Raw genomic sequence first — 12683 nt, forward strand, 5'->3', positions numbered from 1 at the left:
CCTACGACTCGGCGGTGTCATCGGTGGCGTTCCTCTCTGCGATGCGCTTGAACCGCAGGTACTTGGCATACTCCATGACTTCAGCTACGTCGCCGTCCGTCAAGCCAGCGAGCGCTCGGGGAAGACCCGCGAGGGCATGCTCGCCCACGTCGGCGTCGGCTTTCTCGTCCAGAAAATAGGTGGTAGGTAGGCTATATAGCCGGGCGATCTTCTTGAGTTCCAGGCTGTCCACGCGTCGCAACCCACGCTCGATGTCGCTTACCGCGCTCCGCGGGATTCCGGTATTTTGGGACACGTACTGCTGCGACATGTGCAGATACTCACGGGTCGCCTTCAGTCGCTCTCCAAGACGAAGCAGTTCGGTATCTGTTGTCCGAGTTTCTGGCTGTTCCATGGCTATGAACTTTCTGTGATGATGCGATGGACGGTCTCTGCGAAGGTGAGCACCGAACGCGCGGATCGCGCGGCTTCCGCATCCGCAGCGACGTTGATCTGATACTTGGCTTCGATGTCGGTGAGAATCTCTGCAATGAAGATCGAATCAATGGGTAGCTCCCGCCCTTCGGCGGAGAGCCGTGCCTCCAGTTCGTCGGCAGGTTCTTCCAGTCGCACGGCAAGCGCGTTGATGATCGCGGACATCACGTCGCCTACCGTGGGGTTGATGTCGCTCGTTGCCCTCACCTCATCGAACTGTCGTCAAATCTGACCCCGTGTGTCATCATACGACAACGGCCGTCTGAAAACCAGACGGAACGTCGGATGATCAGACAGGGGTGTCATGGACTTCGGTCGCTATCAGAAGGCGGCGGTCAAGACTCTGCAGGGCACGCAAACAGAACAGGACTCCGTCGTCGTCCCGCTGCTTGGCCTACTCGGCGAGGCCGGCTCAGTGGCCACCGCCTACAAGAAGCACCTGCGCGACGGAGCCAGCCGCCCTCTCGGGAAGCAAGAGATCCGCGAGGAACTCGGCGACGTCCTCTGGTACGCCGCAAACCTGGCGAACAGCTACGGCCTTGACCTCGACGATGTCGCAGCGGCGAGCCTCGAGAAAGCTAAGCAACGCTGGCGGCCCTCCGACCCGCACGAGCCTTTGCTGGATGAGCATTTTCCGGTCACCGAACAACTTCCGCGGCGCACGACGTTCACCTTCACTCCCACCGTACGGCCTACGGATGGACGAACCGTAGTCAAGATCAGCCGCGACGGTGCGCCGATCGGTGACCCCTTGACCGACGCTTCCACCATTGACGACGACTACCGCTACCACGACGCTTTCCACCTCGCATACCTTGCCGTGCTGGGGTGGTCGCCGGTCATGCGCGCACTGCTGAAGCTCAAGCGAAAGAGCGACCCCGCGACTGACGAGGCCGAAGACGGTGGCCGCGCCATTGCCATCGAAGAAGGCGTGTCAGCTCTAGTGTTCGCATACGCGTCCCGCCACGGCTTCTTCGACCACCTACAGCATGTCGACAACGAGCTGCTTCAGACCGTCATGACCATGACGGCACACCTCGAAGTCAGCAACTGCCGACCCGCCGACTGGGAACAGGCAATCCTGACTGGCTACCGGTGCTGGCGAACACTCACCGCCCAGAACGGAGGCATAGTGGAGATCAATATGGAGGAGCGCACGATGCAGGTCCTCCCTGCCGAGTGAAACAGCAGTAGGAGCAACGCCCTTGGCCCCGCCCGACATGAAGGCCCTATGCCTTCCCAGCATGGAGCGCAGAGCACGGACTCGCCTGAAAACAGCGCGGGCGTTACTGATCCCTTCGCGGGGTCAGTAACGCCCGCACATTCGTCTTCCAGGACGAGTACGGCATGAGCGAGCAGCAGTTCGCGTACGTGTTCGCCGGCGGCGCGGTCGGCCTGATCGGCGCCACCCAGCTCAACGTGCGGCTGCTGCGCCGGTGGCAGCCGTCCCAGATCCTGGGCTTCGCCCTGGTCGTCGGCGTGCTCGGCGGTGTGGCCCTGCTGGCCGTGGCCGAGACCGGCTTCGGCGGGCTGTGGGGGCTGCTGATCCCGCTGTGGATCGTGCTGGCGGCGGTGGGGCTGGCCATGCCGAACGCGCCGGCGCTGGCCCTGTCCCGGCACGGCGAGGCCGCGGGCACGGCGGCGGCCCTGCTCGGCGCGGTCCAGTTCGGGGTGGGCGCGCTGGCCGCGCCGCTGGTCGGCGTGCTGGGCAACGGGTCGACCGGGATGGCGATCATCGTCTTCGGCGGGATGGCGGCCGCGAACGTGGTGCTGTGGCTGGTCGTACGGCCGATGTCGTTGCCGGTCGAGGAGCCATCGGCCGATGTTCTGGTCGCCGTTCACTAGACAGCCCTGGTACGCCGACAACCCGCGCCGTGGTCATCCACAGCGCGGGTTGTCGTCCACAGGCCGTCAGGCGGTGGGCTTCCAGACGTCCTGGTTGGCCTCGTACATCTCGCGCAGGATGGCCGGGACGTCGTAGGTGAGCTTCCAGTCGGGGTAGTGCTGTTCGAAGCGGGCCGTGCTGCTGATCCACCACTGGTGGTCGCCGGTGCGGGCCTGGTCGACGTAGTCGGTCTTCGCCTCGAGGCCGGTGATCTCGGAGGCGATCTGGAAGGCCTCGATGTGGCTGCAGTTGGAGTAGCGGCCGCCGCCCATGTTGTAGACCTCGGCCACCCGCGGCGCCTTGTGGAACGCCTCGAACGCGGTGACCAGGTCGTGGGAGTGGATGGCGTCGCGGACCATCTTCCCCTTGTAGCCGTAGATGTGGTACGTCCGCTGTTCCATGACGCAGCGCATCACGTACGCCAGGAAGCCGTGCAGTTCGGCCGCCGAGTGGCCGGGGCCGGTCAGTGTGCCGCCGCGGAAGATGGCCGTCGGCATGTCGAAGTAGCGGCCGTACTCCTGGACCATGACGTCGGCCGCGACCTTCGAGGCGCCGAAGACCGAGTGCAGGGTCTGGTCGATCGACATCTCCTCGGTGATGCCGTCGTAGAACTCGTGACCGACCGGGAGCTCGTACCGCGAGGCCTCCTCGACCAGCGGCAGGCGGTTGGGCGTGTCGCCGTACACCTTGTTGGTCGACGTGAAGATGAACGAGGCGTTCGGAGCGTGCTGGCGCACCGCCTCCAGCATGTTCAGGGTGCCGCCGGCGTTGACGTCGAAGTCGGTGAACGGCTCCTTGGCCGCCCAGTCGTGGCTGGGCTGGGCCGCCGCGTGGATCACCAGGCCGATGCTCTTGCCGTAGCGGGCCAGCAGGGCGGCGATGCCGTCGCGGTCCCGGATGTCGATGTTGTGGTGCGTGTAGCGCTCGCCGACCTCTTTGACCAGGCGGTCGAGGTTCCACCGGGTGGAGCCGTCGGTGCCGAAGAAGTACTGCCGCATGTCGTTGTCGATGCCGACCACGTCCATGCCGAGACCGGCGAAGTGCCGGACGGACTCGGAGCCGATCAGGCCGGCGGAGCCGGTCACCACGACGACATTGCTCATCAAAACCTCCCGGTGAGAGAACGGGGCCGAGATTACAGGGTGTGCGCACGAGCCTGAGGTCGCGGGACGCGGATGTTCGGCGCGAGCTGGAAATGGGCACGGAACAGGATCGGCACATGTGATGGCGAGGCTCGGGGTCAAGTCGGGCTAGGAACAAGGCGGTCTCATGACAGAATCTCTGAGCGTCACGGCGAGCGAGGCACACCGGGCCGAGGAGCTCACCCTCGGTGTCGAGGAGGAGCTGCACGTCGTCGACCTGGTCACCCGGGAGCTGGTGCCGCGGGCGCAGGAGGTGCTCGACCAGCTCGACCCGTCGAAGTTCTCGGCCGAGCTGCACCGCTCGGTGGTCGAGACGAACACCCCGGTCAGCAACACTCTGGACGATCTGCGCGAGGGCATCGCGGGACGCCGTCGTGAGGCGATCACGGTCGCCGAGTCGCTCGGGCTGGGCCTGGTCGCGGCGGGTACCGTGCCGCTGGTCGACCTGGAGTCACTCCCCGTGACGCCGACGTCGCGCTACCGGCGGATGTTGGACGACTACCAGCTCCTGGCCCGCGAGCAGCTGATCTGCGGCGCCCAGGTGCACGTGGGCGTGCCGGACCGGGACGAGGCGGTCGCGGTCGCCCAGCGGGTCACCTCGGCGCTGCCCACGCTGCTGGCGTTGTCGACCAGTTCGCCGTACTGGATGGGTGAGGACTCGGGCTATGCCAGCGTGCGCTCGCTGGTGTGGCTGCGCTGGCCGACCGCCGGCGACCCGGGGGTGCTGAACTCGGCCGCCGAGCACGATCAGCTGGTGGCCGACCTGATCGCCTCGGGCACCATCACCGACCCCAAGATGGTCTACTTCGACGTCCGCCCGTCGGCGCACGTGCCGACCGTGGAGCTGCGGGTCACCGACTCCAGCCCGGACGTGGACACGGTCGTGCTGCTGGCCGGGCTGTTCCGGGCGCTGGTGCTGCGCGCCCGCGAGGAGTATCGAGCCGGCCTTGAAATCAAGAAACCACAGCCGCCACTGCACCGGGCCGCCATGTGGCGAGCCGCCCGTTCGGGGCTGGAAGGTGACCTGCTCGACCTGCGCCGCGGGCCCGAGCCGATCCCGGCCGCGCTCGCGGTGGAGCAACTGGTCGGCGAGCTGCGGCCCGAGCTGGAGCAGCTGGGCGACTGGGAGCAGGTCTTCGACCTGTCGGTGCGGGCGCTCAGCCGGGGCAGCTCGGCCGCACGCCAGCGCCGGGCCATGACCCGGCGCGGCCGCATCTCCGACGTGGTCGACCTGCTGGTGGCCGACACGCGGGGCGGGGCCACCGGCATCGGTCCCGAGGGCCAGTCGGTGCCGGCGGGGCTGTTCCCGTACGCGCGGACCGGTGATGAGGCTTTCGCGGACGGTGAGCCCACGCAGGCGTACGCGGGCGTGGTCAATGTCTTGAAAGCTCTCGGCTCGGCGGGTCTGCGGCGCCGCGAGGACGCGCGCGACGACGAGCAGCGCCAGCGGGGCATCACGTTCAGCGTGGCCGGCGAGGCGGCGACCCGGCTGTTCCCGTTCGACCTGGTGCCGCGGATCGTGCCGGCCGAGGACTGGAGCGGCCTGCGCGGCGGCCTGGTCCAGCGGGTGCGGGCTCTCGATCTTTTCATTCAGGATGTGTACGGGGACCGGGAAGTGGTCCGCGACGGCGTCGTGCCCGAGTGGGTGATCGACGGGTCGCCGGAGCTTCGGCCCAGCGGCGCGCTGGTCGCCCACGAGGGCGTGCGGGCCCAGGTGGCCGGCGTCGACCTGGTCCGCAACCAGGCCGGCGAGTGGTGCGTGCTCGAGGACAACCTGCGGGTGCCGTCGGGCATCGCGTACGCCATGCAGAACCGCCGCCTCACCCACAGTGTCCTTCCGGAGCTGCCCGAACCGCCCGGCCTGATCTCGGTCGAGGACACCCCGGCCCTGCTCAAGCGGGCGCTCATCGAGTCGGCCCGCCCGGCCGCGGGCGATGACCCCAAGGTCGTGGTGCTGAGCCAGGGCCCGGACGACTCGGCCTGGTTCGAGCACCGGATGCTGGCCGAGGAGATGGGCGTTCCGGTCGTGCGCAGCACCGAGCTGTTCGTGGACGACGGCGTCGTCTACCGGATGCGCGACGGCAAGCGGCGCCGGGTCGACGTCATCTATCTTCGGATGGGCGAGGACAGCCTGGTGCACTCGCCGGGTGCCGACGGGATGCCGCTGGGCCCGAGCCTGATCACGGCGCTGCACGCGGACACCGTGGTGCTGGCCAACGCGCTCGGCAACGGCATCGGCGACGACAAGGCCGTGTACGCGTACGTGCCCAAACTGATCGAGTACTACCTGGGCGAGAAGCCGCTGCTGGCCGACGTGCCGACCTACCTGTGCGGCATCCCCGAGCAGCGGGCCGAGGTGCTCGACCGGCTCGACCAACTGGTCTGCAAGCCGGTGGACGGATACGGCGGCGACCGGATCGTGATCGGTCCCCATGCGACTCCGGAGGACCTTTCCGCCGTACGGCGTCAGATCCGCACCGCGCCGCACCGCTGGGTGGCCCAGGAGGTCGTGCAGCTGTCGACGCACCCGGTCTTCGACGGCCACCAGCTCGCCCCGCGCCACGTCGACCTGCGCGCCTTCATCTTCACCGGCCGCGAGTCGGTGGTCGCTCCGGCCGCGCTGACCCGGGTGGCGCCCGCGGGCAGCATGATCGTCAATTCCTCGCGCGGCGGCGGCTCCAAGGACACGTGGCTGCTCGGCTAAACGACAGGGGAGGTTCTGTATGTGTGGGATCGCCGGTGAACTCCGGTACGACGGCCGGACGGCCGAGGTGGAAGCCGTCCGGCGGATGTTGCCGTGCCTGGAGTCGCGCGGTCCGGACGGCGAGGGGCTGTGGGCCAACGGGCCGGTCGCCTTCGGCCACCGCCGCCTGAAGATCATCGACCTGTCGGAGGCCGGCGGGCAGCCGATGACCGACGAGGAGCTGGGCCTGACCCTGGTCTTCAACGGGTGCATCTACAACTACCAGCAGCTCCGGGACGAGCTGCGGGGACACGGCTACAAGTTCTTCTCCACCTCGGACACCGAGGTGATCATCAAGGCGTACCACCGCTGGGGCGCCGACTGCGTGACCCGTTTCCTCGGCATGTTCGCCTTCGCCATCGGCGAGCACGACTCGGGCACGGTGACGCTGGCCCGCGACCGGCTCGGCATCAAGCCGCTCTACCTGGCCGAGACGCCGGGCCGGGTGCGCTTCGCGTCGACGCTGCCGGCGCTGCTCGCCGCGGGCGACGTCGACAAGTCGATCGACAAGGTCGCGCTCCAGCACTACATGACGTTCCACTCGGTGGTTCCGGCCCCCAGGACCATTGTTTCGGGTGTACGGAAACTCCCGCCGGCCACCGTGCGCGTCATCCGCGCCGACGGGTCGTCGACCGACCGGGTCTACTGGGAGGCGTCACACACGCGGCGCCCGGACATCGCCGACGCCGACTGGCCGGAGCTGATCCACGAGAAGCTCAAGGTGGCGGTCGAGCGCCGGATGGTGGCCGACGTGCCGGTCGGCGTGCTGCTGTCGGGCGGCATCGACTCCAGCTACATCGTGGCGCTGCTGGCCGAGCAGGGTCAGCGCGGCCTGACCACGTTCAGCATCGGGTTCGAGGCCGCGGGCGGTGAGACCGGCGACGAGTTCGCGTACTCCGACATCATCGCCAAGCAGTTCGACACCGAGCACCACCAGATCCGCATCGGCCGGGACCGGTTCCTGCCCGCCGTCGACCGGACCGTGGCGGCGATGGCCGAGCCGATGGTGAGCCACGACTGCATCGCGTTCAACCTGCTCAGCGAAGACGTGTCGAAGCAGGTCAAGGTCGTACAATCGGGGCAGGGCGCGGACGAGATTTTGGCGGGTTACAGTTGGTATCCGCCACTGGCGAACGTGCCTCTCGATCGCGCCGTCGACGCGTACGCCAAAGAATTCTTCGACCGTCCCCACCACGTCCTGGCACAGCAGCTCAACCCGGACTGGCTGATCGACGAGGACGTGAGCCGCGCGTTCGTGGCGGCGAGCTTCGGGCGGCCCGGGGCCGAGACCGCCGTCGACGCGGCGTTGCGGCTCGACTCTCAGGTGATGCTGGTCGACGATCCGGTCAAACGGGTCGACAACATGACTATGGCGTGGGGCCTGGAAGCGCGCGTACCGTTCCTGGACCACGAGTTGGTCGAGCTGGCCGCGGCCTGCCCGCCCGCTCTGAAACTCGCGCACGGGGGCAAGGGGGTTCTCAAACAGGCGGCCCGCGGGGTCGTGCCCGACGAGGTGATCGACCGGACGAAGGGATACTTCCCGGTACCGGGCATCCGGCACCTCGAGGGAGCGATGCTGGACAAGGTCCGCGACGCGCTCACCGCGCCGGCCGCACGGGAGCGGGCGTTGTTCCGCCAGGACTACGTCGACTCCCTGCTGGCCGACCCGAACACCCCGCGCACGACGCTCGGCGCGAACCAGCTGTGGCAGCTCGCATTGCTGGAGATGTGGCTGCAGGACAAGGGAATCTAGCCATTCGAGGGAGGAACCGTATGACCGGTCAGCTCAACCGTGTCGACGTCACTGTGCTGCCCGTTGGGTTCTCCCCTCTCACGAAACCGTTCCCGTCGGAAGTCTCCGGCAGCTGGTCACCCACGCTGTCACCGGACGGTCGGCACTGCGCGTACGTCTCGGACCGCGGCGGCCGCCCGCAGGTCTGGGTGCAGCCGGTCGGCAGCGACCTGGCGTTCCTCGTCGACACCGGCGAGGCGCCGGTCGCGGCCGTCCAGTGGTCGACCGGCGGCGGCTGGCTGGCCTGCTCGGTCGCGCCCGGCGGCGCGCCCCGCCACGAGGTGTGGCTGGTCCGGCCGGACGGCTCCCAGCTGCACCAGGTGGCCGGCTTCGGCGCGGACACGGCGGACAACATGCGCTGGCTGCCGGGGCGCTCGCTGCTGGCGCTGACCGAGAACCTGACCACCGCCCTGCTCGTCGACCCGGTCAGCGGCGACCGGACGGTCGTCGGCACGGGCGAGTTGATCTCGCTGCTGGACGTCGCGGAAGGCCGTGCGCTACTGCGGGTGGGTCCGCGCGGGAGCCGGCACATCGCGGTCCGCGACCTGGCCACCGGCGTCGACTCCTATGTGACGGCGGGGGAGCAGGCGGTCTTCGGGCCGGACGGCACGACGATCTACGCGCGGAGCGAGACCGGCGAGTTCCCGGTGCTCATCCGGGTCGTCGACGGCGCGGTCGAGGTGGTCGCCACCTCGGAGAACGCCGAGGCCGAGTCCTTCACGATCACCTCCGACGGGCGCCGGGCGGCGGTGCTCTGGAACGTGCGCGGCGGCGAGTCCGAGGTATCGCTGATCGACCTGCTCGGCGAGGAGATCACCTGGCAGCGGTTGGCGCCGCTGCCCGGCGCGGTGGTCAGCGGGCCGGCCTGGAGCCATGACGGGTCGGCGCTGGCCTTCACCGCCGAAGGACCCGGCCAGCCGCACGGGGTATGGGTTTCCGGTGCCGACGGCATCGTGCCGGTTTCGGCCGAGCCCGCCGCGCCCGACGCCGTACGGCCGACGCTGGAGACCTTCCCGGCCCACGACGGGCTCACGCTCACCGGCTGGCTCTTCCGCCCGGCCGGCCCGGGGCCGCATCCGGCAGTCCTGTGGTTCCACGGCGGTCCCGAAGCCCAGGAGCGGCCCGGACACGGGCCGCTCTTCCAGTCGCTGGTGGCGCGCGGCATCGCCGTCTTCGCCCCCAACGTCCGCGGCTCGTCGGGTTTCGGGCGCAACTTCGTCAACGCCGACAACCTCGCGCTTCGCCACGACGCGATTGAGGATGTACGCACGTGCGCGGCCTACCTGGTCGACGCGGGCATCGCCTCGCGCCTGGGGATCATGGGCCGTTCGTACGGCGGCTATCTGACCCTGGCCGCGCTGGTGACGTTCCCCGACCTGTTCGAGGCCGGCATCGACGTCTGCGGCATGTCGAACTTCGCCACCTTCTACGAGCACACCGAGCCGTGGATCGCCGCCGCCGCCGTCTCGAAATACGGCGACCCGGTGGCCGACCGCGACCTGCTGGCCGACCTGTCGCCGATCACCCGGATCGACCGGCTGCGCACCCCGCTGATGGTCGTGCACGGCGAGAACGACAGCAACGTGCCCCTCATCGAGGCGGAGCAGGTGGTCGCGGCGCTGGCGGCCCGGGGCGTACCCCATAAGTTCCTGCTCTTCCCCGATGAGGGCCATGAGCTGCTGCACCGATCGTCGCGCGCTGACTACCTGCGCGAGACGGTCGACTGGCTGACCACCTATCTTTCGTGACCGGGTTTCTCTTGTGACCGCGTCGCCGCCGGATGTCGAGAACGGCCCGACGGCTCCGTCCCCGATGTGAACTCAACGGAGGGATCAGCGTGGCGCTCAAACGGATGGACAACGTTCTCATCGTGGTCGAGGAGCTCGACCCGGTCATCGCCTTCTTCGTCGAGATCGGCATGGAGCTGGAGGGCCGGGGGCCGGCCGAAGGACGCTGGGTGGAGCGGGTCATCGGGATCGACGGCGTGCGACAGGAGGTCGCCATGCTGCGGATCCCGGGCGGAGCCGGCCGCATCGAGCTGGCCCGGTTCGACGCGCCGGCGGCGATCCGGTCCGAGCCACCCGGCGCCCCGGTCAACACCGTGGGACTTCGGCGCGTCATGTTCGCCGTCGACGACATCGACGACGTCGTCGCCCGCCTGCGCACTCACGGCGCCGAGTTGGTCGGCGAAATCGTCCAGTACGAGAACGTCTACCGGCTCTGCTACGTCCGCGGCCCCGAAGGCATCGTCGTCGGCCTGGCCGAGGAGCTGGGCTGAGACCGGGCGGCGCGGCCTCGCGGTTCTGTGGCGCGCCGCCCTTCTCCGCTTAGTTGTCGCTGCCCCGGGCCCAGCCGCGGGCGCTGCGAGCGGCGGAACCGACCAGGTCGGCGGTGCCGTTGGCCGCCCGGCGGGCGATCCGGACGAGCGGGTCGCTGGAGTCGCGGAAGGTGTCGCGGTAGCTGGCCGCGGCGGCCTTCACGTCGGCGGTGACCGAGGCGTCCCGGTCGTCGTCGCGGCGCGGGTAGTCGCCGCCCAGGATGCGCGCGTAGTCGCCCGAGTCGACCCACTTCTGGAGCTCGGCGGCCCGGGCCACCGGCACCGGCTCGGCGCTGAACGCGGTCATGCCGATCTTGTGGATGCTGTCCCGCAGGTCGCCGCCACCCTCGTACTCGGCGGCCTGCGCGAGGAACGCCGCGGTGTCGATCTGGGAGAGGTCGCCGCCACCGGCCTGCTTCATGAACAGCCGCAGCGACGCCGCCGGATCCTGCGCCGCCAGCAGCGCCGCCCGGTCGGCCGACAGCTCGGCTTTGCGCCACCACTCGTACATGGCCGCGATGATCGCCCGCAGGGCGATGGCACCGACCGGCAGCCAGCTGACACTGGTCACCCACCGCGTCAAAACGGTCATGATGGTCTGGTAGACCGCGTGCCCGCTGCGCACGTGCCCGATCTCGCGCCCGAGCAGCGTACGAAGCTCATCGTCGTCGAGCTTCTCCACGGCGGCCGTGCTGATCACCACGAACGGCCGGTCCATCCCGATCGCCTTGCTGGTGATGATCGGCGACTGGCTGACGTACACCTCGGGCAGCTCGGTGACGTCGAGCGACGCCGCCGCTTCCCCGAAGAGGGTGTGCACCCGCGGATACTGCCCTTGACCGACCCGGATCGCCCCGGCCAGATACGACAGGCGGAAGCCCCGCTCGTTCCACATGCCGAACAGCCCGCGCACCACGTCGTCGAAGCCCCGCAGCTCCCGCAGAGCCGTCAGAGCCCCCCGGTCAGCCGGATGCTCCCAGGCCCGCGAACTGATCCCCGTCAGCACCACCCGGCTACGGCTGGGCAGATTGTCGTCGTCGATAGTCATCGTGACCCTCTCTCCGGTGACCGCTTGTCTCCGTGATCGAGAGTCCCGCACCGCACCGCCCCACACATCAGCTCAGAGCCGGAAACCGAACCCCACCACTACGACTTTCGGCCGACTCACAGAGCCGAGAGCAGCGCAATCGTGCCCGTGATCAACCCGATGACACTGAAGACCAGCGTCAAGACAGCCGCCACACTCAGCCGCGATTCGGCCCGAGCCGAGTCCTCCTTGCGGACCAGCTCGAAATCGTCGGCGTGCAGAGTGACCGCGGGTGGTTTCGTGTTCGCGCTCGCGATGATCAGGAACAGGATGGAGTTCCCGCGATTGACCAGGGTCTTCGGCGCTTGAACGCGCCGTGCGGAGAGGTCGGCCGCCGCGTCTTCCAGCACCTCCAGCTGCGCGTCGGAGTTGCTGATGCGACCCACTTTCGCCTCGATGAGCTCCCCGTCGGCCAGGGTCGCCGTGAAGGGCTTGTCGGTATCGACGGGCGTGAGGGTCTTGCGCCCGACGTTGGTGCACTTGATCCGGTAGAGCGTCGCCGGCTCCAGAGGGCTTCCGTCGTGGGTGAGGCCGAGCCGGTCGAAGGTGAGGCGCTCGGGAAGCAGGGCCGCCTCCTCCATCTCGACGAGGATCTGCCGATGGCGATCCTTGCGCTTGTCGAAGTAGTTGACCGAGAAGCTGGCGACGGCCGCCAAGGAGGACACGGCCGCCGCATAGGCGCTGATTGCCATGTCGTCACCTCCAGCAAGCAAGAGTGAGCGGGAATGTTTCGGGCACGGTTCGATGGCCGCCGGACAGGCATCCGGCGAGCCGTATCAGCATCAGTTCGATGGGCAGATCATTCTGCGAGATGGCGACGTCGCCGTTCTCGATGCGTATGACCTTGCTGAGCGACCACTCCATCTCATCGGCGACCTGTACTTGGGTGACGTCAGCCGCCTCGCGAGCTTCACGGAGCGCGATGCGCATGCGCGGGCGTGCGATCGTCGGCGAATCGCCGTCGGCCATGAGTCCTTCATCGTTGAAGCAGCCGGATGGAGTGGAACGCAGAACGCTGCCTCGCTGAGCCCATGGGACATTCAGCGAGGCAGCGAGCAAGCATTACGTCGTACGTGTATGTATGGCCCACCTGATATGCGAAGAGTCGAGCGCGGCACCCGGTTGCCGCCGGGTGCCGTTGTCGGCAATCGCCTCAGCGAGGCGACCACCTGTCTTGAGGTGAGTAGAGCACGTCACACTTCTTCCCCGCCACACTTCAATCTGCCATGTAGCAGATAGCGCA

The 12683-nt window shown here is 68.4% G+C and carries 12 protein-coding genes; 6 read left to right on the forward strand and 6 right to left on the reverse strand.

Features of this window, described 5'->3' with window-relative positions; all coding sequences use genetic code 11:
• Position 1: 1 nt before the first annotated feature.
• Both CRP55_RS32135 and CRP55_RS32140 read right to left on the reverse strand, forming a co-directional pair.
• Positions 2–310 (reverse strand): helix-turn-helix domain-containing protein, encoded by a 309-nt coding sequence (locus CRP55_RS32135; RefSeq protein WP_218854752.1) that lies wholly within the window; start codon positions 308–310, stop codon positions 2–4.
• A gap of 86 nt (positions 311–396) precedes the next feature.
• The gene (locus CRP55_RS32140) at positions 397–642 is read right to left on the reverse strand and encodes an acyl carrier protein (protein WP_143235048.1); all 246 of its coding nucleotides are present in this window, start codon (positions 640–642) and stop codon (positions 397–399) included.
• A gap of 136 nt (positions 643–778) precedes the next feature.
• On the opposite strand from CRP55_RS32140, the gene CRP55_RS32145 reads away from it, so the two are divergent.
• Positions 779–1657: a nucleoside triphosphate pyrophosphohydrolase family protein gene (locus CRP55_RS32145; protein ID WP_097325006.1), complete on the forward strand. Its 879-nt coding sequence runs from the start codon at positions 779–781 to the stop codon at positions 1655–1657.
• 164 nt (positions 1658–1821) lie between these two features.
• Positions 1822–2319 carry an MFS transporter gene (locus CRP55_RS32150; RefSeq protein ID WP_498368172.1) on the forward strand — a complete coding sequence of 166 codons (498 nt, stop codon included), beginning with the start codon at positions 1822–1824 and terminating at the stop codon, positions 2317–2319.
• A 66-nt stretch (positions 2320–2385) separates the two neighbouring features.
• On the opposite strand, the gene CRP55_RS32155 is transcribed toward CRP55_RS32150, so the two are convergent.
• Positions 2386–3462, reverse strand: a complete 1077-nt coding sequence (locus tag CRP55_RS32155; protein WP_097325008.1) for an NAD-dependent epimerase/dehydratase family protein — start codon at positions 3460–3462, stop codon at positions 2386–2388.
• A gap of 166 nt (positions 3463–3628) precedes the next feature.
• On the opposite strand from CRP55_RS32155, the gene CRP55_RS32160 reads away from it, so the two are divergent.
• From CRP55_RS32160 to CRP55_RS32175, 4 genes are all read left to right on the forward strand, one after another.
• A complete protein-coding gene (locus CRP55_RS32160) occupies positions 3629–6205 on the forward strand; it encodes a carboxylate--amine ligase/circularly permuted type 2 ATP-grasp protein (protein ID WP_097325010.1) in 2577 nt (858 codons plus the stop codon).
• 19 nt (positions 6206–6224) lie between these two features.
• Positions 6225–7997, forward strand: a complete 1773-nt coding sequence (locus CRP55_RS32165) for an N-acetylglutaminylglutamine amidotransferase (RefSeq protein ID WP_097325013.1) — start codon at positions 6225–6227, stop codon at positions 7995–7997.
• Positions 7998–8017: 20 nt separating this feature from the next.
• Positions 8018–9784 carry a S9 family peptidase gene (locus CRP55_RS32170; protein WP_097325015.1) on the forward strand — a complete coding sequence of 589 codons (1767 nt, stop codon included), beginning with the start codon at positions 8018–8020 and terminating at the stop codon, positions 9782–9784.
• Between the two features lie 89 nt (positions 9785–9873).
• Positions 9874–10314 carry a VOC family protein gene (locus CRP55_RS32175; protein ID WP_179855414.1) on the forward strand — a complete coding sequence of 147 codons (441 nt, stop codon included), beginning with the start codon at positions 9874–9876 and terminating at the stop codon, positions 10312–10314.
• 49 nt (positions 10315–10363) lie between these two features.
• Here CRP55_RS32175 and CRP55_RS32180 read toward each other — a convergent pair whose 3' ends face one another.
• From CRP55_RS32180 to CRP55_RS55065, 3 genes are all read right to left on the reverse strand, one after another.
• Positions 10364–11401: a M48 family metallopeptidase gene (locus tag CRP55_RS32180; RefSeq protein WP_097325020.1), complete on the reverse strand. Its 1038-nt coding sequence runs from the start codon at positions 11399–11401 to the stop codon at positions 10364–10366.
• Between the two features lie 116 nt (positions 11402–11517).
• Positions 11518–12096: a hypothetical protein gene (locus tag CRP55_RS32185; RefSeq protein WP_143235050.1), complete on the reverse strand. Its 579-nt coding sequence runs from the start codon at positions 12094–12096 to the stop codon at positions 11518–11520.
• A 40-nt stretch (positions 12097–12136) separates the two neighbouring features.
• Positions 12137–12409: a helix-turn-helix domain-containing protein gene (locus CRP55_RS55065; protein ID WP_245923520.1), complete on the reverse strand. Its 273-nt coding sequence runs from the start codon at positions 12407–12409 to the stop codon at positions 12137–12139.
• Positions 12410–12683: the final 274 nt, after the last annotated feature.

This window comes from Paractinoplanes atraurantiacus (genome assembly GCF_900215205.1).
Classification (GTDB): Bacteria; Actinomycetota; Actinomycetes; order Mycobacteriales; family Micromonosporaceae; genus Actinoplanes; species Actinoplanes atraurantiacus.

Coding starts and splice junctions, on each gene's coding strand:
- CRP55_RS32135 (WP_218854752.1), bottom strand. CDS start 310: ATGTCGCAGCAGTACGTGTCCCAAAATACCGGAATCCCGCGGAGCGCG.
- CRP55_RS32145 (WP_097325006.1), top strand. CDS start 779: ATGGACTTCGGTCGCTATCAGAAGGCGGCGGTCAAGACTCTGCAGGGC.
- CRP55_RS32150 (WP_498368172.1), top strand. CDS start 1,822: ATGAGCGAGCAGCAGTTCGCGTACGTGTTCGCCGGCGGCGCGGTCGGC.
- CRP55_RS32155 (WP_097325008.1), bottom strand. CDS start 3,462: ATGAGCAATGTCGTCGTGGTGACCGGCTCCGCCGGCCTGATCGGCTCC.
- CRP55_RS32160 (WP_097325010.1), top strand. CDS start 3,629: ATGACAGAATCTCTGAGCGTCACGGCGAGCGAGGCACACCGGGCCGAG.
- CRP55_RS32165 (WP_097325013.1), top strand. CDS start 6,225: ATGTGTGGGATCGCCGGTGAACTCCGGTACGACGGCCGGACGGCCGAG.
- CRP55_RS32170 (WP_097325015.1), top strand. CDS start 8,018: ATGACCGGTCAGCTCAACCGTGTCGACGTCACTGTGCTGCCCGTTGGG.
- CRP55_RS32180 (WP_097325020.1), bottom strand. CDS start 11,401: ATGACTATCGACGACGACAATCTGCCCAGCCGTAGCCGGGTGGTGCTG.
- CRP55_RS55065 (WP_245923520.1), bottom strand. CDS start 12,409: ATGGCCGACGGCGATTCGCCGACGATCGCACGCCCGCGCATGCGCATC.